Raw genomic sequence first — 21,894 nt, 5'->3', positions numbered from 1 at the left:
GGGCCCGCATTCCACCTGGAATGCGGGCCTCCTTTCTTTCCCGTTCACCCCGCCGTCCGTGGAATCCGTTTCTCCCACGTCCGGTGGAAAAGAACCTCCCCGCCCTCTTTGCACACCACCTCGTTCGACGTGACGAATACGTTCGCGTCGCAGGAGATCTCCGAACGCGACTCGACCGTGACGTTCCATGCCAACTCCGGGCGGTGCAGCCGGATCGACCAGTCCGAGCGGGTGCGGGCGGAGAGGGGATCGTCCTCGACGATGGTGTACGTCTCCAGTGCGTCCTCCGTGTATTCCAGGCCGTCCGGATGGACCCGCGTGCCGCCGTACCGGGGGTCGACCTCCAGCTTCCATTCGCCCTTGGCCACATCCCGCACCACCAGCCGTTCCGGGCGGGGTTCCTCCAGCGTCGCGGGAACGACCACGCCCAGCGGTTCGGACTGCTCCGGCTCCTCCCACTCCACCGCGTCGTCCGTGTGCCGGCGGACCGGCAGCGTCAGGTTCGAGGCGGCCGGGTCGAGCGTGAAGCCCGCCGCGTCGGGCTGCGGCCAGATCCACGGCCAGTACGAGGAGGAGACCGCGAGGCGGACCCGGTGGCCGGGCGGGAAGGTGTGGCCGATGCCGTTCAGCTCGAAGACATGGTCCTCGTCCTCGCCGGGCTGCGCCTCCACCGCGCGGTCGCGGCCGTAGCGGGCGGACAGGTTCAGCACGCCCCGTGTGACGAGCGTCGAGGAGCCGTCCGGCGCGATGTCGCAGAGGCGGGCGATCACCTGCCCCGTCGGCGCGCCGGCGCGCAGCGACAGGCTCACCCGCGGCCGGCCCAGGATCTCGATCGGCGCGCCGTCCTCCGGGACCGCGAAGTCGAAGCAGGCCGAGTGGGCGTCCTCGTCGCGCTGGTCGGGCGGCAGATCCGCGTCGTTGCCGAAGGGGAAGAAACGGCCCGCGTCCAGGCCGGTCTGCTGCGGGGAGTCGACGAGCACCGGCTCGCCCTGGAAGGCGTACGTCACGGGGGTGACGTTCGGGGACGGCCAGGCGGGGTCGGCGACCCAGCGGCCCGGCAGCTCCTCGTAGAAGGTGGCAGGCGGGTGCGACTCGCTGATCCAGGAACGCAGCAGCGGCTCCGCCATCACGTCGTTGTCCGTGCCCTTGAGGTGGTGGTCCCACCAGCGCAGGGTCTCCTGGAGGAAGCCGATCGCCGGCCCCGGCGGCAGACCGCGGTCCGGGTACTGGTGCGACCAGGGGCCGATGATCCCGCGCACCCGGTCCTGGGGGAGGTGCTCCACCAGTCGCAGCACGGTGTCCCGGTACGGGTCGTGCCAACCGCCCACCGCGAGGACGGCCGCCCGGATCGCGCCGTAGTCCTCGCAGACGCTGCCGTGCTTCCAGTATTCGTCGCGGGTCTGGTGGGCGAGCCAGGTGTGGATGAACGGGTCCACCGCCTCCAGACGCGTCAGCCACATCTCCCGCCACTCCTCGCCCACGTACCGCGGGTCCGGCGGCCGGGAGACGAAGGCGAGCATGGTGGCCGCCCAGGCGTGCATGTCCACGGCGAGCACGGAGCCGCCCATGTAGTGGACGTCGTTGTCGTAGCGGTCGTCGGTCGAGCAGACGGTGACGACCGCCTTCAGCGGCTCGGGGGCCAGCGCGGCGATCTGGAGCGCGTTGAAGCCGCCCCAGGAGATGCCGAACATGCCGACCTTCCCCGAGCACCACGGCTGCTCGGCCAGCCAGTTCACCACGGCGACGCCGTCGGCCAGCTCGACGGCGTCGTACTCGTCGCCCGGCAGGCCCTCACTGTTGCCGTGGCCGCGCACGTCGACGCGTACGGAGGCGTAGCCGTGTCCGGCGTACCAGGGGTGGCGCTGCCGGTCGCGGGGCGCCGTCCAGTCCGTGAGGCGGTACGGCAGGTACTCCAGGAGGGCGGGGACGGGCTCGTCGGTGACCGGCCGCCAGATCCGGGCGTAGAGCCTCGTGCCTTCCCCGGAGCCTTCGGCCCGGGAGGTGCCTCCAGGGATCGGGATCCGGACATCTTCGTGGGTCGTCTCGTACGGGAACTCGGTACGGATGCGCATGGCGGACCAACCTCAGAGGACGGGTGCATGGTGCGGCGCGGCCAGGGCGCGAGGGTGATCGCGGCGAGGCCCACGACGCAACGGCCATGGCGCCGCGGAGCGGCGAGGGTCGGGCCCCTGGCGCGCAGGGCGAGCGCGAACTCGGCCGAGTGCTTGCGCCCGGCCAGGTGACGGCTGCCGAGGACGCACGGGAGCAGGCCCGTGCCCGCGCCGATCGGGCCGAGCCGATCCAGGTCATGCCGGCGGTCGGCACCGCCATGGAGCAGTGGCCGAAGGCGATCGGGGCGCCGCCCCACAGCACGGCCCGGTAGGAGCCGAGGATGCGGTCGGCGAGCCGGCCGCCCGCGGCGGACACCGGCCGGACCGGCGTGCCGTACGCGGCCGCGGCGGAGGCAGCGGTGCCCGAATCCAGGCCGGGCCCGGCGTCCGCGACGGTGTCGGCGAAGTGGAGGACGAGGATCGCCTGCGTTCCGAGGAAGGAGAATCGCTCCCGGACCTTCAGGCCCGAGAGGGTGAGGAGCCCCTTCGGCCGACCGAAGAAGGCATGATCGTCTTCGGGCGGCGGTGGCTCGCCGTTCGGGTCGAAATCGATCACTGTTCGGGACAAAGCGCCTACTCCTGGTCGTATGAGCTGATCACGAACATACCGGGGGTGGCGGGAAGGCGCCCATGTTGATCGAAAGGCGACCGGATACGCTGACTTGAGTGAATCGAGCGACACATCGACAATCCGTGTGATCGTCAGCAGGCGTCAGCAGACAGGAGACCCCCTCGTGACCGTCGTCGGGCCGTTCGGTCTTAGCGTGCGGGACCAGGCTCTTGAGGCCGATGTCCAGACCGGATTGGCGGCCGTGGAGGCAGGGCTCCTCGACGCCACCAAGAGCGAGATCCCCTTCATCACGGAGGCCGCGCAGCATCTCGTCCTGGCGGGCGGCAAGCGCTTCAGGCCGCTGCTCGTGATGCTCGCCGCCCAGTTCGGCGACCCGTACGCGCCGGGTGTCGTGCCCTCGGCCGTCGTCGTCGAGCTCACCCACCTCGCCACGCTCTACCACGACGACGTCATGGACGAGGCGGACGTGCGGCGCGGCGTCGACTCCGCGAACACCCGATGGGGCAACTCGATCGCCGTCCTGACGGGTGACTTCCTCTTCGCCCGCGCCTCGCACACGCTGGCGGACCTCGGACCCGAGGCCGTACGCATCCAGTCGGAGGCGTTCGAACGTCTGGTCACCGGCCAGATCCTGGAGACCGCGGGCCCGCAGGGCGACCGCGACCCCGTCGACCACTACCTCGACGTCCTCGGCGGCAAGACCGGCTCGCTCGTCGCCGTCTCCTGCCGCTTCGGCGCGATGATGTCCGGCGCGGACGAGGGCGTCGTCGACATCCTCACCCAGTACGGCGAGCGCCTCGGCGTCGCCTTCCAGCTCGCCGACGACGTCCTCGACATCGCCTCCGACTCCCACGAGTCCGGCAAGACCCCCGGCACGGACCTGCGCGAGGGCATCCCGACCCTGCCGGTGCTCCACCTGCGGGCCGCCGCGGCGGCCCACGGGCGCCCGGAGGACGTGGAGCTGGTCGAGCTCGTCGACAGCGACCTCAGCGACGACGCACGCCACGCGGAGGCCCTGCGACGGCTCCGCGTCCACCCCGCCCTGGAGCAGGCCCGCCGGGACACCGTGCGCTTCGCGGAGGAGGCGCGGGCGATGCTGGCGCCGCTGCCCGAGGGGTACGCCAAGTCGGCTCTGCAGGAGCTCTGCGACGCGGTGGTCCATCGCGCGGGCTAGGCCCCGCCTTTCGGATCAGGCCGGATCAGCGAGCGGCGTCCGGTGTGTGCGGCTGCAGGGCGGAGGATGGAGTCCACGCGGAGCGTCGACGACTGACGACAACGCGGCAGATGCGCGTGCCAGGCGCCGCGAGCCCGACGGGATCCGGAGGGCAGGGCCTAGGGGCTCTCAGGGTCGGGTCATCCCGTAGCAGTACGCCAGGTTGAGCCCGGGGGCTGACGTTTCCGCCTCCCGTCTTTGGTCAGATGGAGTCATCGACCACGGAGGTAGGGACAGACCATGGCAGACAACCGTAAGGCGAGCCGCTACATCGTCCCGGTCGCGGTGGCCGGAGTGGCCGCTGCGACCATCGGGCTCGTACCGGCTCTCGCGGCGTCCGGTGACCCGGACCTGCCGGAGATCACGGCGCAGCAGCTGATCGAGAAGATCGCGGCGTCGGAGACGCAGACGCTGTCCGGCACGTTCAAGGTGAGCACCGACCTGGGCCTGCCGTCGGTGGCGGGCCTGGCCGGCTCCCTCGGCGGCGGCTCGGGCTCGGCTTCCGCGGACCCGCAGGAGAAGCTGACGCAGCTCGTCTCGGGCACGCACACGTTGCGCGTGGCCGCCGACGGTCCGGACCGGCAGAAGCTGACGATCCTGGACGGCTCGGACGAGTACAGCCTGATCCACAACGGCTCCGACGTGTGGGGCTACGACAGCAAGTCGAACGAGGTCTTCCACGAGAAGGCGGACGGGGCCGAGAAGGCGCCGGAGAAGGAGCTTCCGGCCACGCCGAAGGAGCTCGCCGACGAGATCCTGAAGGCCGCGGACGGCACCACGTCGATCACGGTGGGCGGCACGGCGAAGGTGGCCGGCCGGGACGCGTACCAGCTGGTCATCAAGCCGAAGCAGAGCGGCTCGATGGTCGAGTCGGTGAAGGTCGCGGTGGACGCGCAGAACGGCACCCCGCTGAAGTTCACCCTCGCCTCGGTCGACGGCGGCAAGCCGGTCGTCGACGCGGGCTTCACGAAGGTCGACTTCGGCAGGCCGGCGGCGTCCACGTTCGACTTCAAGGTGCCGAAGGGCGCCAAGGTGACGGAGGGCGGCGCGGAGCACGAGAAGGCCCCGGAGGACTTCGGCAAGGAGTTCGGGAAGCAGTTCGGCGGCCTCGGGGACCTCGGCGGCGGAGAGGGGCCGAACGTCATCGGCGAGGGCTGGACGTCGATCGCGACGTTCGACACCGGTGCCGCGGCCCCGAAGACGGACGAGGCCCCGAAGGAGGTCCAGGGCTTCCTGGACGCGCTCGGGGACAAGGTCACCGGGAAGTTCGGCTCGGGCACGGTCTTCAAGACGAAGCTCGTCAACGCCCTGATGACGGACGACGGCAAGGTGTACGTCGGGGCGGTCACCAAGGACGCGCTGGTGGACGCGGCGAACGCCGCCAAGTGACGCGGAGTGGGACCCCGGGCGGGTCGGGGGCTATGGTCACCGACCCACCCGGGAGTTCTGCTGCTCCGCGCTTACGGGAAGGTGAGCTTGACGCTGTTGATGTAGCCGGTGTCGACCGCGGCCTTGTCCTGGACGCGGAGCTTCCAGGCGCCGTTGGCGACCTCCGAGGAGGCGTTCACGGTGTAGGCCTGGACGATGTTGTCGGCGCTGCCGCCGGACCGGTTGTGCAGGTTGTAGACCGAGCCGTCGGGGGCGACGAGGTCGACGACGAGGTCACCGCGGTAGGTGTGGACGATGTTCACGTCCACCTTGAGCGCGGAGGGCGCGTTGCCGGTGATGCCGGTGACGTTGACCGTGGAGGTCACCGCGGCGCCGTTGTCCGGGATGGAGACGTCGGCCGCGTTCTCGAAGACCTTGCCGGGCGGCGGCGTGGTGGTACCGGCCGACAGCGTCCAGATCGCGTGGGCGACGGCGTCGCTGTTGCGGTCGAGGGCGGTGTCGTTGATGTTCGAGGTCGAGTCGCAGGAGGAGTGGTAGCAGCGGTCGAAGGCCGTGGCCGTACCGCCCCACTTCTGCACCTGTGCACTGGACTTCACGCGGCTGGCACCGGTGAACAGACCGCCGACGGGGATGCCGACGTTCTTGAACGAGGCGTGGTCGGAGCGGCCGTCGCCCTCGGTCTCGATCTCGGTGGGCACGCCGAGGCCGGCGAAGTAGTCCTTGAAGGTCTGCTCGATCGCCGGGTCGTCGTCGTAGACGAAGTAGCCCGGGTTCGGTGAACCGATCATGTCGAAGTTCAGGTAGCCGGAGACCTTGGAGCGTTCGGCCGACGGCAGGTTGTTCACGTAGTACTTCGAGCCGACGAGACCGAGTTCCTCGGCGCCCCACCAGCCGAAGCGCAGATGCTTCGTGGGCTGGAAGCCGGCCCGGGAGACGGCGAGAGCGGTCTCGAGGACGGCGGCGGAACCGGAGCCGTTGTCGTTGATGCCGGCGCCGGAGGTGACGGAGTCGAGGTGCGCTCCGGCCATGAGGACCTGGTTCGGGTCACCGCCCGGCCAGTCGGCTATCAGGTTGTAGCCGGTGGCGCCGTTGGAGGTGAACTGCTGGACGGTGGTGGTGTATCCGGCCGCGTCCAGCTTGGCCTTCACGAAGTCGATGGACGCCTTGTAGCCGGTACGGCCGTGGGCGCGGTTGCCACCGTTGGCGGAGGCGATCGACTGCAGGTCGGTGAGGTGCTGCTTGACGTTGGCGAGCGGGATGTCGGGTGCGGCGACCGCGGAGGGCGCGGCGTTCGCTGAGGCGCCGGTGAACCCGGCGAGGGCGAGCGCGGCGACGGCGGAGAGTGCGGCGGCGCGTCTGGGCACGGAGAACTTCATGTGGGGGCTCCGGATTCCGAACGGGGATGGGACGGAAACGTGCGAGACGCCCCGGGGCGTGGGTGCCACGAGGCGCTGGAGCTGTGCATGGTGCGATTGTGCGACGTACGTCTGTGCGTGCTGAATGTTCAGTGCGAAGGTGACTCGTCGTCAAGAGCGGAAACCGGTCAGGGGTGTTCGTTCATCGGACGGCCCGCCGGCCGGGCGTTCTCTACGGCGAGTCCGACCGGCCAGAGGCGCCGGAAGTGGTCAGGATCGCCGTGCAGGGGCGCCCTCACCCGGAACGCGGCGTCCGAATCCCGCCAGCGCGTCCCGCGCGGGCGCGTGAGGCTTCGCCCATGACCACCTACACCGCACGCCCCATCGAGCCCGCCGCCCTCGCCGAACTCCGGGTCGTGGACGACGCCGGGCAGCCCTGTGTCCCGTACACCGCCACCGAGGGCGGAAGTCCGCTGCGCTGCTGTCTGCGGCCCTTCTCGGCCGGGGAGCGGATCGCGCTCGTCTCGTACGCGCCGCTGCGGCGCTGGGCCGCCGAGACCGGGGCCGCACCCGGGGCGTACGACGAGCAGGGGCCGGTCTTCATCCACGCGGAGGAGTGCGCCGGGCCGGCCGTCGACGCGGAGGCGTACCCCTTCGACCGGCCCGGCGCCCTGCGTACGCTGCGCCGCTACGACTCCGGGGGACGGATCGTCGGCGGACGGCTCCTGGAGATCCCGGCCGAGGCCACCGAGGGCTTCGACAAGGCCTTCGCGGAGGCGTTCGCCGAACCCCAGGTGGCGCTCGTGCACGTCAGGGCCGTCGAGTACGGCTGCTTCCAGTTCGAGGTGCGGCGCCCCTGAACGTCACTGCACGCAGAACTCGTTGCCCTCCGGGTCCGTCATGACCACCCACGCGCCCCCCGGCTCCTCCACCCGGCGCAGGACCGAGGCGCCGAGCTTCTCCATGCGCTCGACCTCCGCGTCCCGGGTGCCCGGGGCGACGTGGAGGTCCGGATGGAGACGGTTCTTGACGGTCTTCTCCTCCGGGACGCGCTGGAAGAGGATCCGGCGGCCCTGGCCGATGCCGGTCGCCTCCTCGTAGGGGTCGTCGGGATGGCGGACGGCGATGAGATCGCGGAACGCGAGACGGTCGGAGACCGTGACGGTCAGCTCGGCCGGGAGTGCGCCGAGGTCGAGAAGGCGCTTGATGTGGGCGCTGTTGTCCTCTTCCAGATAGCCGAGGGCGGCGGCCCAGAACGCGGCCTGGGCGTGCGGGTCGGCGGCGTCGATCACGAGCTTCCAATGCAGTGCGGTCATGTAACCAGTTATAGTGGTTTCGTGATCCCAGCCACAACAGGCATGACCCTGATTCACCCCGATGGGCAGGTGTTCCGCTTCGATGCGGGCGCGCTCTGTCTGGAGCTGCTGCTCACGGGGGGCCCCGGGCCCGTGGCCGCACGGTTCGAGGTCCTCGACTCGGCGGAGGGGCTGCTGGAGTGGGTACGACGGTGCCGGCTCGGGCCCGATCTCGACGTGACCGTCACGGCGCGCGAGCTGGCGCGGGTACGGGAGGTGCGGAACGCCCTGTGGGGGCTCGCCCACGCCCGAACGGAAGGCCGCGCGTACGCGCCGGAGGGCCTCTCCCTCGTCAACGAGGCCGCCGCCCGGCCCCCGCTCGTCCCGCGCATGACCGCCGACGGGGCGCACGCCTGGGGTCCGGGGGCCACCGCGACCGCGCTGCTCTCGACCGTCGCCCGCGACGCGATCGACCTGTTCACCGGCCCCCACGCCGACCGGATCCGCGAATGCGGCGCCGACAACTGCGCACTGCTGTTCGTGGACACCTCCCGCCCCGGGCGCCGCCGCTGGTGCGCCATGGAGCGTTGCGGCAACCGCCACAAGGTCCGTACGCACCGGGCGCGTGCGCACGGCGCGGGAGAGGCCACGGAGCCGCCGCCGTAGCGGCCTTGAGGCGGCGCGCTGGGAGGCGGGCCCGTCGAAGTGCCGCGCCCTGCGGGAGGGCCCCTCAGGTCGCGCTGGGGGAGGGCCTGTCGAGGCGTCGCGCCTGCGGGGAGGGCCTGTCGAGGCGTCGCGCCTGCGAGGAGGGCCTGTCCAGGCGTCGCGCCTGGGAGCAGTGCCCGTCCAGGCGCCGCGCCTGGGGGGTGCCCGTCGAAGTGCCGAGCCCTGTGGAAGGTCCCCACAGGGCGCCGCGTCTGGAGGAAGCCCCTCGAGGCGTCGCGCCCCCACCCCCCTGTCAGACCGCGGCCGCTGCCGCCTCCGCCGCCTCCTTCGCGTCGTACGCCTCGCGCGCCGCCGCGATCTCGTTCTGGTGGTGCTCCGTCCACGTCACCAGCGAGCGGATCGTCGTGTGCAACGTGCCGCCCAGCGGCGTGAGTTCGTACTCCACGCGCGGCGGGACCACCGGGTGCACCGTCCGCTTCACCAGCCCGTCCCGCTCCAACTGGCGCAGCGTGACCGTGAGCATCCGCTGGCTGATCCCGTCGATCTCCCGCCGCAGCTCCGTGAAGCGCAGCTTGCGGCGGTCGAGCAGGGCGATGACCAGCAGGGACCACTTGTCGGCGACCCGGTCGAGGATCTGGCGTACCTCGCAGTCCTCCCGCGTGTCCCACTGGAAGGGGTCCGTGTCGCCCTCGTGGCCCTCGGCGTAGGTGACTTCGCAGTGACTCGGTGACTTCAAAGTGCCTTCTTCCATGGCATCGAATGCTGCCGCAGGATGCAGGTGGTTACAAGAGAGAACCGACCCTCTGGCCGGTAACCGCCCCTCCCCCTTCCTGCCTGGAGGCAGCCATGTCCGCATCCATGCCCGCACGCGCCTGGGCCCTCCTTCTCGTCCTCTGCGGCACGATCTTCCTCGAGGGCATCGACGTCGCCATGCTCGCCGTGGCGGTGCCGAGCATCAGATCCGATCTGGACCTGTCCACCGGTACCGCGGCCTGGGTGATGTCGGCGTACGTCCTCGGCTACGCCGGCTTCACCCTCCTCGGCGGACGCGCCGCCGACCTCCTCGGCCGCCGCCGGATGTTCCTCGGCTGGCTCACCGTCTTCCTGCTCTTCTCCGGTCTCGGCGGCTTCGCGACCGAGGGCTGGATGCTGATCACGGCCCGCTTCGTGACCGGCGTCGCCGCCGCGTTCATGACCCCCGCCGCGATGTCGATCATCACCACCTCCTACGAGGAGGGCCCGCAGCGCAACCAGGCGCTGCTGGTCTTCGCGGGTACGGCCGCCGGCGGCTTCACCCTCGGGCTCGTCATCGGCGGGCTGCTCACCCAGCTCGGCTGGCGCTGGGTCTTCTTCGCGCCGGTCCTGCTCGCCGCCGCCGTCCTGCTCGCCGCGGTGCGGCTGGTCCCCAGGGAGGCGCGGCCCGAGAAGGCGGCCGGCGGCTTCGACCTGGCAGGCGCGCTGACGGCCGCCGGGGCCATGCTGCTCCTCGCCTTCGGGATCGTCCGGCTGGAGCACGGCCTCGACGGCTGGCCGCTGACCGCGCTGGTCGTCGCCGCCGGCCTCGTCCTCGCCGGAGCCTTCGTCGCCGTCGAACGCCGGGCCGCCGCCCCGCTGGTACGCCTCGGGCTGCTCCGCAAGGCGTCCACCGTCCGGGCCGACCTCGGGGCGCTGCTGTTCGTCGGCTCGTTCTTCGGCTTCCAGTTCGTCGCGACGCTCTACCTCCAGGAGCTGCGCGGCTGGTCCTCCCTGGAGACCGCGTTCGCCCTGCTCGTCATGGGCGTCGACGCGATCCTCGCCCCCACGCTGACCCCGCGGCTCGTGGCGCGGTTCGGCAACGCCCGGGTGATCCTCGGCGGGTTCGTGCTCGCGATCGGTTCGTACGCGCTGTTCCTGCCGGTCGGCCCGGACTGGTCGTACGCGGCGATGTTCCCGACCCTGCTGCTGACCGGGCTCGCCTTCGCCCTCGCCTATGGACCGCTGACGATCGCCGCCACCGACGGCATCGCGGAGGAGGAGCAGGGGCTCGCGAGCGGGCTGCTGACGACCGCGGTGCAGTTCGGCTCGGCCGTCGGCATCTCGGCGGTGACGGCGGTGTACGGGATCGCGGGCGGCGGGCTCGACGGGTTCCGGGCGGCGCTGGTGGTGCCGCTGGCCATGGTGGCGATCGGTGCGCTGGTCGCGGCGACCGGGGTCCGGGCGCCCAGGGCGGACCGCGTTCGGGAGGTTTCGGAGGTTCCGGAGGCCGCGCCCAAGGTCAGCGTCTCCTGACCGGATGACGCAGACATGCCCCGGCCCTCGGAGTTCTCCTCCGAGGGCCGGGGCATGCGGCGGTCGTCAGCGTCCGGGCTGGGCCGACGTCGGGGAAACGGCCGTGATCTCGGGCTGGGCGGTTCCGGTCGCCGGTCCGGTCGCGGTTTCGGCCAGGGCGCGGTCCACGACGGTCCTGGCCAGCGCCTCCGCCTCCGCCCGGCTGCGCCGTGCCGTCCGCAGCGCGTCCCAGGTCAGGATCGTCAGCGCGAGCCACACGAGCGAGAAGCCCGCCCAGCGCTCCGGCGGCATCGCCTCGTGGAAGTACAGGACACCCAGGCCGAACTGGAAGAGCGGTGCCAGGTACTGGAGCAGCCCCAGCGTCGACAGCGGTACGCGGATGGCCGCCGCGCCGAAGCAGACCAGGGGCACGGCCGTGACGATTCCGGTCGCCGCGAGGAGCGCCGCGTGTCCCGCGCCCTCGGTGCCGAAGGTGGTCGTGCCCTGCGTGCCGAGCCACAGCAGGTAGGCGAGGGCGGGCAGGAACTGGACGGCGGTCTCGGCGGCCAGCGACTCCAGGCCGCCGATGTTGACCTTCTTCTTCACCAGGCCGTAGACGCCGAACGAGAAGGCCAGGATCAGGGAGATCCACGGCGGGCGCCCGTAGCCGATCGAGAGGACGAGGACGGCCGTGGCGGCGACGCCGACCGCCACCCACTGCGCGGGCCGCAGCCGCTCCTTCAGGAGCAGGACGCCCAGGGCGATGGTGACGAGCGGGTTGATGAAGTAGCCGAGGGAGGCCTCGACGACCTGGCCGGCGTTGACGGCCCAGATGTAGACGCCCCAGTTGATCGTGATGACCGTCGCGGCGAACGTGATGAGGCCCAGCTTGCGCGGGCTGCGCAGCAGCTCGCGTATCCAGCTCCAGCGGCGCAGCGCGAGGAGCGCGATGCCGACGACGGCCAGTGACCACACCATCCGGTGGGCGAGGATCTCGACCGCCCCGGCCGGTTTGAGGAGTGGCCAGAAGAGCGGGACGAGCCCCCACATGCCGTAGGCGCCGATCCCGTACAGAAGCCCTGCTCGTCCCTCGTTGTCTTCCTTCACCGAATCTCCTGCCCTGCGCCGCGCTGTTCCGTCGAAGGTAGCGCCGCGCAGGGCCGGCTGTCATGTCCGTACCGCAATACGGTCATGACCTCTGGCTGAGAGCCTCGGCGATCGTCTCGGCGAGTGGCGTGGTCGGGCGGCCGATCAGGCGGGACAGGTCGCCGGTCCGCCCCGCGAGCGCCCCGCGCTCGATGGCCTTGTCGACGTCCACGAGGATCGCGGCGAAGAACGGCGGGACGCCCGCGCCGGTCAGGATCCCCTCGTGCGTCTCGGCCGGGACGTTGCTGTACGCGATCTCCCGGCCGGTCTGGCGGGCGACCTCGGCCGCGTACTCGGCGAGCGACCAGGCGACGTCGCCGCTCAGCTCGTACGCGGTGTTCAGGTGCGTCTCGGCCGGGCCGGTCAGGACCGCGGCGGCCGCGGCGGCGTAGTCGGCGCGGGTGGCGGAGGCGACCCGGCCCTCGCCGGCGTTGGCGACGACGGCGCCGTGTGCGAGGACGGGGGCGAGGTTGGCGGTGTAGTTCTCGGTGTACCAGCCGTTGCGCAGGAAGGTGTACGGCAGGCCGGAGTCCAGGATCCGCCGTTCGGTCTCCGTGTGTTCGGCCGCCAGGTCGAAGTCGGCCTCCGGTCCGCCGAGGACGCCGGTGTAAGCGAGCTGGGCGACGCCGGCGGCCTTGGCCGCGTCGATCACGGCGGCGTGCTGTGCGACGCGCTGCCCGACCTCGCTGCCGGAGATCAGCAGCACCCGGTCGCCGGCTTCGAAGGCGCCGGCCAGGGTCTCCGGCTTGCCGTAGTCGGCGATCCGCAGCTCGACGCCGCGCTCGGCCAGGTCGGCGGCCTTGGCCTTGTCGCGGACGACGGCGGCCACGGACGCGGCGGGAACCCGGGTCAGCAGCTCGGCGACGACGAGACGGCCGAGCTGTCCGGTGGCTCCGGTGACGACGATGCTCATGGTGATCTCCTTGGCTCGCGGGGTGATGCACTCACCGTACGGAGGGCGCCAACTATTCGAAAGTACCCACTTTGAAGTAAGGTACTGGTATGGGAGTAAGTGAACCGAGGAGCCTGCTGGCGGACGTCGACGGCGCCATGTGCCCGGCGCGGCTCGTCCTGGAGCACGTCACCAGTCGATGGGGTGTCCTGATCCTGATCGCGCTGCGGGAGCGTTCGTACCGCTTCAGCGAGCTGCGCCGACGCGTCGGCGGCGTCAGCGAGAAGATGCTCACCCAGACCCTCCAGACCCTGGAGCGCGACGGCTTCGTCCACCGCGACGCCAAGCCGGTCATCCCGCCCCGCGTCGACTACAGCCTCACCGAACTGGGCGAGGAGGCCGCCCGCCAGGTCTGGGAGCTGGCCCGCTGGACCGACGCGAGGGTCCCGGCCGTCCGGGAGGCCCGCGAGCGGTACGACAAGGCGCGTCGCGAGGCTGCTGCGGAATCGTCCCAATGATGTTGTAACCAGGGCACGTTGGGTCCGCACGTCGTACGATCTGCTCACCACTGGGGGAACATGTGAGCATTCCGTGGGGGACATGTGGCGTACGGATACGGAAGAGTGCTGCGCGCTTGCGGGGGTTTACTCGCCTGCGGCTTGATCCTGACCGGATGTTCGGACTCCGGCGACGATGGTGACAAGCCCCGGGGGAAGGCGAGTCCGACCTCGCAGGCCCCACCTTCGGGAAGTCCGACGGCGTCACCCTTGGGCACGCCCACGAAGCTGCCCTTCGGGGCCGACCCGAAGCGCGCCCCGAAGAACGCGGCCGAAGCCAAGCGGCTTGCCCTCGCGATCGTCGCAGGACCCGATTCCTGGGGCTCGGACTACGTCAAGCGCACCCCGCACCTCAGCGCCGACGACTACTGGCCCGTGCTCGGCGCGCGGTGCACCTGGGCGACCGGCACCCGCCCGGGGAGCGTGCTCTACAGCGTCACCGCCTACAGCGAGATCCCCGCCTCGGCCGAGAGGGGGCTGCTCCGGGTCTCCGCCACCGTCGTCGTCCACCGCACCGAGTCGGACGCCGACTGGGAGATGGCCCAGACCCTGGAGGAGGCGCTCCGCTGCCCCGACCAGCGACTGCGCGACGGGGAGCGGATCACCGGCCTGATGTCCCTCGGCAGCCCCTTCGGCGTCGGCGGCAACTTCACCGCCGTGGACTCGCTCAGGGAGGCGGGAACGTACGTCAACGACGAGGTCAAGGGCGAGCAGACGTACTCCTGGTACCAGTCCCGCGTCGGACAGGTCACCGTCGCCGCAGTCGTCAAGGGCGCCCCCGGCCATGTCGCCAAGGACGTCGACAGCGCCCAGGTCCAGGCCCTGGTGGCCATGGTCGGGCGCGCCGAGGACCAGCTGGAGGTCCAGTCGTGAGCCCCACCGCCCAGCCGGACCCGCAGCCCGGCCCGCGGCCGGTGCCTCGCCCCGCGGCGCTCCAGCCGCTGCTGCCCTCCGACCCGTCGTCGATCGCCGGATACCGCCTTCTCGGCCGGCTCGGTGCCGGCGGCATGGGCGTGGTCTACCTCGGCCGTACGGACAACGGCGAACTCGCCGCCGTGAAGGTCACCCACGCCGACCAGGCCGACCAGGCCGACTTCCGCGCCCGCTTCCGCCGCGAGGTCGAGGCCGCCCGCCGGGTAGCCAGCCCCTGGGCCGTCCCCGTCATCGGCGCCGACCCGGACGCGCCCGAGCCATGGATGGCGACCTCCTTCGTCCCCGGGCCGTCCCTCGGCGAGGCGGTGTCCGCGCACGGCCCGCTGCCGGAGCGGAGCCTGCGGATCCTCGGCGGCGCGCTCGCCCGTGCCCTCGCCGCCGTGCACGAGGCCGGGCTCGTCCACCGCGACGTCAAGCCCGGCAACGTGCTGCTCGCCGTCGACGGGCCGCGCCTCATCGACTTCGGCATCGCGCGGACCACGGGGGAGACCGGCCTCACCTCCACCGACATGGTCGTCGGCACCCCCGGCTTCCTCGCCCCCGAACAGGCCGAGGCCCGTGGCGCCGAGATCGGCCCGCCCAGCGACGTCTTCGCCCTCGGCTGCCTCCTCGCCTACGCGGTGACCGGCCGCCCGCCCTTCGGTACGGGGGCGGTCGACGCCCTGCTGTACCGCACCGTCCACGACGAGCCCGACCTCGACGGCGTACCGGACGGGCTGCTCGACCCCGTGCGGGCCTGCCTCGCCAAGGACCCGGCCCAGCGGCCCGCCGCCGAGGAGATCAGCGCCCGGCTCACGGAGGACACGCCGGGCGCCGCGGCCGACTGGCTGCCCGCCCCCGTCGTACGGACCATCGCCGAACGCTCGGCCGCGATGCTCGCCCTGCCCGAGATCGACGCCACCGAACTCGGGGCCTCCTCGGACCCGGCCGGCCAACCCGCGTCCGGCAGAAGGAAGTTCCTGCTCCTCGCCTCGGGCGTCGCCGTCCTCGCGGCAGGAGGCGGCATCGCCGCCTGGGCCGCGCTGCGGGACGACGACAAGGACAAGAAGGCCGCCGCCGGACCGAAGAAGCGGCGCTGGGTCGTCGGCGTCCAGGCGGACCTGACCGGCCCCGCCAAGGACATCGGCCGCGCGCAGGAACGCGGCGTCCGGCTCGCCGTCGAGCGGTTCAACGCCCGCGCGGACAAGCCGTTCACGCTGGAAGTCAAGGTCTCCGACGACGGCGGCGACGGCAACAAGGCCCTGGCCGCGGCCCGCGCCCTCACCGGTGACCCCGACGTCATAGGGGTCATCGGACCCACCTCCGACTACACGGGCCTGGCCGCCCTCCCCGCGTATGACGAGGCACTCCTGCCCGTGATCACGGTCTCGGCCGGGCTGAATCTGCTGACCAACCCGGCGGGCGGCCAGGGGCTCTCGATGGTGCAGGCCTGCCCGCAGCACATCCTCGCCGGCAGCGGCCTCGCCTACTACGTCCTGACGAAGACCCGGAGCATCCGGCCGGGCATCCTTCAGGAGCGGACCGACGACACCTACGCCTGGCAGTACATCGGCGGTGCGAACTTCGGCTTCCGCCAGGGAAAGGTCGTCCCCGTCCCGCGTGTCGTCCCCGGGGTCACAACCGACTACAAGCGGGTGCTCGGCGGCATGATGGCGGAGGGCATGGACGCCTACGTCCACTGCGGTCTCGCCCCGAGCGCTGCCCTCGCCGCCCGCGCGCTCGACGAACTCGGCTTCACCGGCATGAGGGTCGCCGGGCAGCACGTCTTCGGGCCCCGCTTCCTGGCGGAGGCGGGAGGCGCGGCGGAGGGCTGGCTCCTCGGCGCACCGGTCGTCGACCCCGCGACCCGCAAGGAGGCGGCCGCTCTCGTCGGCGCGCACCGGAAGAAGTACGGCGCGGCCCCCGACTTCTACACGGGCGAGAACTTCGACATGACCAACCTCCTGCTCCAGGAGGTCGAGAGGGCGGCCAAGGGCGGGAAACGTCCCGACCGCAGCACTCTGGTCTCCCCGCTGCGCAAGGCCAAGTACACAGGCGTCATGGGCGGTTACGTCTTCGAGCCCGAGAGCGGGCAACTGGCGGCGGCCGGCACCTTCATGTACGCCGTGGAGAACGGACGGTACAAGCCGCTGGAGTTCGCCCCCGCAGTCCCGCCGACGAACAGACGGGTCTGAGAGATGCGGCCTCTCCGGCCGGCCGATCCCTCGTCGATCGCCGGATACCGCCTGCTCGGCCGCCTCGGCGCCGGCGGCATGGGCGTGGTCTACCTCGCCCGGTCCGCCGGCGGCGGGCTCGTCGCGCTCAAGCTGATCCAGGCCGAGCACGCCGCCGACCCCGGCTTCCGGGAGCGGTTCCGGCGGGAGGCCCGGGTCGCCGAGCGGATCACCGGCCGTTGGGTGGTCCGCGTCCTCGGCTCCGACCCGGAGGCCCGGGAGCCGTGGCTGGCCACCGAGTTCGTCCCCGGCCCCTCGCTGGCCGAGGCGGTGGGCCTCCACGGCGCCCTGCCCGAACCGACCGTACGGGCCCTGGGCGCCCGGCTCGCCGACGCGCTCACCGACATGCACGAGGCCGGACTCGTCCACCGCGACGTCAAGCCCGGCAACGTCCTGCTCGCCCTCGACGGACCCCGCCTCATCGACTTCGGCATCGCCCGCTCGGCCGGGGCCACCGCCCTCACCGCCACCGACGCGATGATCGGCACACCCGGCTTCCTCGCCCCCGAGCAGGCGCGGGTCACCGGCGCGGACGAGGTCGGCCCGCCGAGCGACGTCTTCTCGCTGGGGTGCGTGCTCGCGTACGCGACGACCGGCCGACGCCCCTTCGGTACGGGCGGGGTGGCCGCGGTCGTGTACCGCACCGTCCACGAGGAACCCGACCTCGACGACGTACCGCGGGCGCTGCTGCCGCTGGTGACCGCCTGCCTGGCCAAGGACCCCGGTGACCGGCCCACGGGGGCGGAGGTACGGACCGCGCTCGGTCCCGCGGACGGCTCCGCCGACGACTGGCTGCCACCGGGGTTGCCCGCGCTGATCGCCGAACGCTCCGCCCGCGTCCTGGACCTGCCCGTCGCGGAGCCGACCGTAGTGGTGCCCTCCACCGAAGGGGCCCGCACCTCGCCGTCACGGCGACGCTTCCTCGCACTCGGATCCGCGGTGGCCGTCGCCGGCGCCGGAGGCGTGACGGCCTTCCTCGTGAACCGTGAACCCGGCAGAACCGGCACCGCCGGACCACCCGTGGCCCGGCACACATACACGATCGGCGTCCAGACCGACCTGAGCGGGCCGCGCAAGGCGGACGGACGCGCCCAGGAGCGCGGGGCGAGGCTGGCCGTCGAGACCTTCAACGCCCGTTCCGACCGCCCCTTCGACCTGGCGCTGAAGGCGTGGGACGACGGCGGAGACCCGCGCCGGGCCGCCGCCGCGGCGCGGGAGTTCGTGAAAGACCCCGCCGTCATGGCCGTGATCGGTCCCACGACTCGCGAGACCGTGATCGCCGGCGCCGACGCGTACTTCGCGAGCAAGCTGGTCTTCGCGGCCGTGGCCGTCGGCATCGACCAGGGCGACCTGGCCCTTTCGACCGTCAGCCCCGTCTACCGCGAGCTGCGCGTCCAGCACGACGTCCTGCAACTGCCCGTCACCAGCATGGCCCTGGTGCGCGGCGCCAAGCAGACGGCCGTGGTCCTGGACCGGGCGGCGGGGGACTACAGCTGGCGTACGGCCAACTCCGTGAAGAGCACGATGAGCAGTCTGGGCGAGGTGGTGACCATCCATCAGATCGCGGCGCGGGAGGAGAACTTCCGGGCCGTAGTGGGCGAGGCCCTCGCCACCCGCCCCGACGTCGTGCTCTTCGCGGGCGTCTCCCCGCGCCGTGCCGGACTGTGTGCCAAGGAGCTGGAGCGGCAGGGGTACGAAGGTCTCCGCGGCGGCGTCGAGTACGCCCTGCAGCCGGAGTTCCTCTCCGTCGCGGGCCCGGCGGCCGAGGGCTGGTACTTCGGCACTTCCTACGTCGACCCGGCGCTGGTCCCCACGGCCAAGGCGTTCACCGCCGCCTACCGCAAGCGCTGGGGGCTGTCGGGGGCGGCGCCGGTCGAGCGGTTCGCGGTGGAGGCGTACGACGCGGTGATGTGCCTGGCCGAGCGCATGACGAGCCTGGTCTCCGGCCAGCAGCTGGAGATCACGCGGATCGCCGTGCGGGGGGCGGTGCGGACGTTCACGTTCCAGGGCGTCGCGAAGAAGTACGGGTTCGACGCCCAGAACGTGGTGCTGTTCAAGTACCACGACGAGCTGTTCCTGTACCGGGTCGAGCGGGGCGCCCCGCGCTATCTCGGCCCGTACGGGAAGGCGGTGGAGGACGAGGAGAACCGTCGGAAGAAGGTGTGAGGGGCGCGGCCCGCTCCTCGCGGTGCCCGCCCCTCACCTCTGTACGTCGGCGGCTAACCCACCACGGTCCAGGTGTCGTTACCCGCGAGCAGCTGCCCCAGGTCCCCCTTGCCGTGCTGCTCGATCGCCGTGTCCAGCTGGTCGGCCATCAGCGTGTCGTACACCGGCCGCCGCACCGAGCGGAACACCCCGATCGGTGTCTGGTGCAGGGTGTCCGGGTCGGCGAGCCGGGAGAGGGCGAACGCGGTCGTCGGGGAGGTCGCGTGTGCGTCGTGGACCAGGACCCGGGAGGCGTTCTCGTCGGTCACCGTGACGACCTTCAGATCGCCCGTGGCCGGGTCCCGTACGACTCCCTTGTCCAGGCCCGTTCCGAAGCGGATCGGCTGTCCGTGTTCCAGCCGGATCACGGCCTCCTGGGCCTGGTCCTTGTCCTTGAGGACCTCGAAGGCGCCGTCGTTGAAGATGTTGCAGTTCTGGTAGATCTCCACCAGCGCCGTGCCGGGGTGGTCGGCGGCCTGCCGCAGGACCTCGGTGAGGTGCTTGCGGTCGGAGTCGACCGTGCGGGCCACGAAGGACGCCTCCGCGCCGATCGCCAGCGACACCGGGTTGAACGGCGCGTCCAGGGAACCCATCGGGGTCGACTTGGTGATCTTGCCGAGCTCGCTGGTGGGGCTGTACTGCCCCTTCGTCAGACCGTAGATCCGGTTGTTGAAGAGCAGGATCTTGAGGTTGACGTTCCGTCGCAGCGCGTGGATGAGGTGGTTGCCGCCGATGGAGAGCGCGTCGCCGTCACCCGTGACCACCCAGACCGACAGGTCGCGGCGCGAGGTGGCCAGACCCGTGGCGATGGCCGGGGCGCGGCCGTGGATGGAGTGCATCCCGTACGTGTTCATGTAGTACGGGAAGCGGGAGGAGCACCCGATGCCGGAGACGAAGACGATGTTCTCCTTCGCCAGGCCGAGTTCGGGCATGAAGCCCTGCACGGCGGCGAGGACGGCGTAGTCGCCGCACCCCGGGCACCAGCGCACCTCCTGGTCGGACTTGAAGTCCTTCATCGACTGGGTGGCTTCGGCCTTCGGCACGAGGTTCAGGAGCGACTCACTCATCGATGGCCTCCTTGAGGGCCGAAGCGAGCTGCTCGGCCTTGAACGGCATCCCGTTGACCTGCGTGTACGACCGGGCGTCGACGAGGTATTTCGCCCGGACGAGGGTGGCGAGCTGGCCCAGGTTCATCTCCGGGACGACCACCTTCTCGTACCGCTTCAGCACCTCCCCGAGGTTCTTCGGGAAGGGGTTCAGATGGCGCAGATGGGCCTGGGCGATCGGCCGGCCCGCGGCCCGCAGCCGGCGGACGGCCGCTGTGATCGGCCCGTAGGTGGAGCCCCAGCCGAGGACGAGCGTCTTCGCGCCGTCCGGGTCGTCGACCTCGATGTCCGGGACCTCGATGCCGTCGATCTTGGCCTGCCGGGTGCGGACCATGAACTCGTGGTTGGCGGGGTCGTAGCTGATGTTGCCGGTGCCGTCCTGCTTCTCGATGCCGCCGATCCGGTGCTCGAGGCCGGGGGTGCCGGGCACGGCCCAGGGCCGCGCGAGGGTCTGCGGGTCGCGCTTGTACGGCCAGAAGACCTCGGTGCCGTCCGCCAGTTGGTGGTTCGGGCCGCCGGCGAACTGGACGCGCAGGTCGGGCAGTTCGTCGACGTCGGGGATGCGCCAGGGCTCGGAGCCGTTGGCGAGGTACCCGTCGGAGAGCAGGAAGACCGGGGTGCGGTAGGTGAGCGCGATCCGGGCCGCCTCGACGGCCGCGTCGAAGCAGTCCGCGGGGGTCTTCGGGGCCACGACCGGGACCGGGGCCTCGCCGTTGCGGCCGTACATGGCCTGGAGGAGGTCGGCCTGCTCGGTCTTGGTCGGCAGACCGGTCGACGGGCCGCCGCGCTGGATGTCCACGATGAGCAGGGGCAGTTCCAGGGAGACCGCGAGGCCGATCGTCTCCGACTTGAGCGCCACGCCCGGCCCGGAGGTGGTGGTGACGGCGAGCGAGCCGCCGAAGGCCGCGCCGAGCGCGGCGCCGATCCCGGCGATCTCGTCCTCGGCCTGGAAGGTGCGGACACCGAAGTTCTTGTGCTTGCTGAGTTCGTGCAGGATGTCCGAGGCCGGCGTGATCGGGTAGGAGCCCAGGTAGAGCGGCAGGTCGGCCTGGCGGGAGGCGGCGATCAGGCCGTACGAGAGGGCCAGGTTCCCGGAGATGTTCCGGTACGTACCGGTCGGGAAGGCCTTCGTGGCCGGGGCGACCTCGTAGGAGACGGCGAAGTCCTCGGTCGTCTCGCCGAAGTTCCAGCCGGCCCGGAACGCGGTCACGTTCGCTTCGGCGATCTGCGGCTTCTTCGCGAACTTCTGGCGCAGGAAGGTCTCGGTGCCCTCGGTCGGCCGGTGGTACATCCAGGACAGCAGCCCGAGCGCGAACATGTTCTTGGAGCGCTCGGCCTCCTTCCGGGACAGGCCGAACTCCTTCAGGGCCTCGATCGTCAGCGTCGTCAGCGGGACCGGGTGGACCCGGTAGGCCGCCAGCGAGCCGTCCTCCAGCGGGGAGGAGTCGTAGCCGACCTTCGCCATGGCCCGCTTGGCGAACTCGTCCGTGTTGACGATGATCTCGCCGCCACGGGGCACGTCGCCGATGTTGGCCTTGAGGGCGGCCGGGTTCATCGCGACCAGCACGTTCGGGGCGTCGCCCGGGGTCAGGATGTCGTGGTCCGCGAAGTGCAGCTGGAAGGAGGAGACACCCGGCAGCGTGCCGGCGGGGGCTCGGATCTCGGCGGGGAAGTTCGGCAGCGTCGAGAGGTCGTTCCCGAAGGACGCCGTCTCGGAGGTGAACCTGTCACCTGTCAGCTGCATACCGTCACCGGAGTCGCCGGCGAACCGGATGATCACCCGATCGAGTCGCCGGACTTCCTTCTCTTCGCCGTGGCGGGGCGCTGCCGGGACGCTGCGCTGCTCCCCGACCAGGGCCCCACCGGCCTCGCTACTGACCTGGCTGGTCACTGAACTGGACCTCCCTCGCGGCAAGGGTCTCTCCGCCAGAGGCGGGAGAAGGCTCGGAGGACGGTCGGCCGACCGGCCGTCCCGTGGCCCACCCTACGACGGTG

17 protein-coding genes and 1 pseudogene are annotated in these 21,894 nt (G+C 71.5%); 9 read left to right on the top strand and 9 right to left on the bottom strand.

The window, feature by feature from the left end; genetic code table 11:
* Positions 1-44: 44 nt before the first annotated feature.
* Positions 45-2,072 carry a CocE/NonD family hydrolase gene (locus ACZ561_RS17505; RefSeq protein ID WP_470995486.1) on the bottom strand — a complete coding sequence of 676 codons (2,028 nt, stop codon included), beginning with the start codon at positions 2,070-2,072 and terminating at the stop codon, positions 45-47.
* Between the two features lie 41 nt (positions 2,073-2,113).
* Positions 2,114-2,679, bottom strand: a pseudogene (locus ACZ561_RS17500) (hypothetical protein); the annotation flags it as partial.
* 166 nt (positions 2,680-2,845) lie between these two features.
* On the opposite strand from ACZ561_RS17500, the gene ACZ561_RS17495 reads away from it, so the two are divergent.
* Together ACZ561_RS17495 and ACZ561_RS17490 are read left to right on the top strand one after the other, a co-directional pair.
* A complete protein-coding gene (locus ACZ561_RS17495) occupies positions 2,846-3,856 on the top strand; it encodes a polyprenyl synthetase family protein (protein WP_470995483.1) in 1,011 nt (336 codons plus the stop codon).
* A 279-nt stretch (positions 3,857-4,135) separates the two neighbouring features.
* A complete protein-coding gene (locus tag ACZ561_RS17490; protein ID WP_470995480.1) occupies positions 4,136-5,284 on the top strand; it encodes a LolA family protein in 1,149 nt (382 codons plus the stop codon).
* A gap of 71 nt (positions 5,285-5,355) precedes the next feature.
* On the opposite strand, the gene ACZ561_RS17485 is transcribed toward ACZ561_RS17490, so the two are convergent.
* Positions 5,356-6,660, bottom strand: a complete 1,305-nt coding sequence (locus ACZ561_RS17485; protein WP_470995476.1) for a M28 family metallopeptidase — start codon at positions 6,658-6,660, stop codon at positions 5,356-5,358.
* A 338-nt stretch (positions 6,661-6,998) separates the two neighbouring features.
* On the opposite strand from ACZ561_RS17485, the gene ACZ561_RS17480 reads away from it, so the two are divergent.
* Positions 6,999-7,499, top strand: a complete 501-nt coding sequence (locus ACZ561_RS17480; protein ID WP_470995473.1) for a DUF1203 domain-containing protein — start codon at positions 6,999-7,001, stop codon at positions 7,497-7,499.
* Between the two features lie 3 nt (positions 7,500-7,502).
* On the opposite strand, the gene ACZ561_RS17475 is transcribed toward ACZ561_RS17480, so the two are convergent.
* Positions 7,503-7,955, bottom strand: coding sequence for a VOC family protein (locus tag ACZ561_RS17475; RefSeq protein WP_470995470.1), 453 nt, complete (start codon positions 7,953-7,955; stop codon positions 7,503-7,505).
* A gap of 42 nt (positions 7,956-7,997) precedes the next feature.
* On the opposite strand from ACZ561_RS17475, the gene ACZ561_RS17470 reads away from it, so the two are divergent.
* Positions 7,998-8,600 carry a CGNR zinc finger domain-containing protein gene (locus ACZ561_RS17470; RefSeq protein WP_470995467.1) on the top strand — a complete coding sequence of 201 codons (603 nt, stop codon included), beginning with the start codon at positions 7,998-8,000 and terminating at the stop codon, positions 8,598-8,600.
* Between the two features lie 292 nt (positions 8,601-8,892).
* Here ACZ561_RS17470 and ACZ561_RS17465 read toward each other — a convergent pair whose 3' ends face one another.
* On the bottom strand, positions 8,893-9,351 hold the full coding sequence (locus tag ACZ561_RS17465) for a winged helix-turn-helix transcriptional regulator (protein WP_470995464.1): 459 nt from the start codon (positions 9,349-9,351) through the stop codon (positions 8,893-8,895).
* A 107-nt stretch (positions 9,352-9,458) separates the two neighbouring features.
* Here ACZ561_RS17465 and ACZ561_RS17460 point away from each other — a divergent pair, with 107 nt between their 5' ends.
* Positions 9,459-10,868 carry an MFS transporter gene (locus ACZ561_RS17460; RefSeq protein ID WP_470995906.1) on the top strand — a complete coding sequence of 470 codons (1,410 nt, stop codon included), beginning with the start codon at positions 9,459-9,461 and terminating at the stop codon, positions 10,866-10,868.
* Positions 10,869-10,934: 66 nt separating this feature from the next.
* Here ACZ561_RS17460 and rarD read toward each other — a convergent pair whose 3' ends face one another.
* Positions 10,935-11,954: an EamA family transporter RarD gene (gene rarD / locus ACZ561_RS17455; protein WP_470995461.1), complete on the bottom strand. Its 1,020-nt coding sequence runs from the start codon at positions 11,952-11,954 to the stop codon at positions 10,935-10,937.
* An 82-nt stretch (positions 11,955-12,036) separates the two neighbouring features.
* Positions 12,037-12,906 (bottom strand): NmrA family NAD(P)-binding protein, encoded by an 870-nt coding sequence (locus tag ACZ561_RS17450; RefSeq protein ID WP_470995458.1) that lies wholly within the window; start codon positions 12,904-12,906, stop codon positions 12,037-12,039.
* A gap of 89 nt (positions 12,907-12,995) precedes the next feature.
* Between ACZ561_RS17450 and ACZ561_RS17445 the strand changes: the two genes are divergently transcribed.
* The 4 genes from ACZ561_RS17445 to ACZ561_RS17430 all read left to right on the top strand — a co-directional run bounded on the left by ACZ561_RS17445 (position 12,996) and on the right by ACZ561_RS17430 (position 18,754).
* Positions 12,996-13,403 (top strand): winged helix-turn-helix transcriptional regulator, encoded by a 408-nt coding sequence (locus ACZ561_RS17445; RefSeq protein WP_470995455.1) that lies wholly within the window; start codon positions 12,996-12,998, stop codon positions 13,401-13,403.
* Positions 13,404-13,652: 249 nt separating this feature from the next.
* Positions 13,653-14,315 (top strand): hypothetical protein, encoded by a 663-nt coding sequence (locus ACZ561_RS17440; RefSeq protein WP_470995452.1) that lies wholly within the window; start codon positions 13,653-13,655, stop codon positions 14,313-14,315.
* The gene (locus ACZ561_RS17435; protein ID WP_470995449.1) at positions 14,312-16,549 is read left to right on the top strand and encodes a bifunctional serine/threonine-protein kinase/ABC transporter substrate-binding protein; all 2,238 of its coding nucleotides are present in this window, start codon (positions 14,312-14,314) and stop codon (positions 16,547-16,549) included. Before ACZ561_RS17440 ends, ACZ561_RS17435 begins: the two co-directional genes overlap by 4 nt.
* A 3-nt stretch (positions 16,550-16,552) precedes the next feature.
* Entirely contained in the window at positions 16,553-18,754 is a 2,202-nt protein-coding gene (locus ACZ561_RS17430; RefSeq protein WP_470995446.1) for a bifunctional serine/threonine-protein kinase/ABC transporter substrate-binding protein, read from the top strand.
* A 53-nt stretch (positions 18,755-18,807) separates the two neighbouring features.
* On the opposite strand, the gene ACZ561_RS17425 is transcribed toward ACZ561_RS17430, so the two are convergent.
* Together ACZ561_RS17425 and ACZ561_RS17420 are read right to left on the bottom strand one after the other, a co-directional pair.
* Entirely contained in the window at positions 18,808-19,860 is a 1,053-nt protein-coding gene (locus ACZ561_RS17425; RefSeq protein ID WP_470995443.1) for a 2-oxoacid:ferredoxin oxidoreductase subunit beta, read from the bottom strand.
* Complete coding sequence (locus ACZ561_RS17420) at positions 19,853-21,790, bottom strand: 2-oxoacid:acceptor oxidoreductase subunit alpha (protein ID WP_470995441.1); 1,938 nt, start codon at positions 21,788-21,790, stop codon at positions 19,853-19,855. Before ACZ561_RS17420 ends, ACZ561_RS17425 begins: the two co-directional genes overlap by 8 nt.
* Positions 21,791-21,894: the final 104 nt, after the last annotated feature.

It is taken from the genome of Streptomyces sp. NPDC039609 (assembly GCF_055596705.1).
The sequence above is the reverse complement of the archived record's forward strand: the minus strand, read 5'-3'. Positions and strand labels throughout refer to the sequence as shown.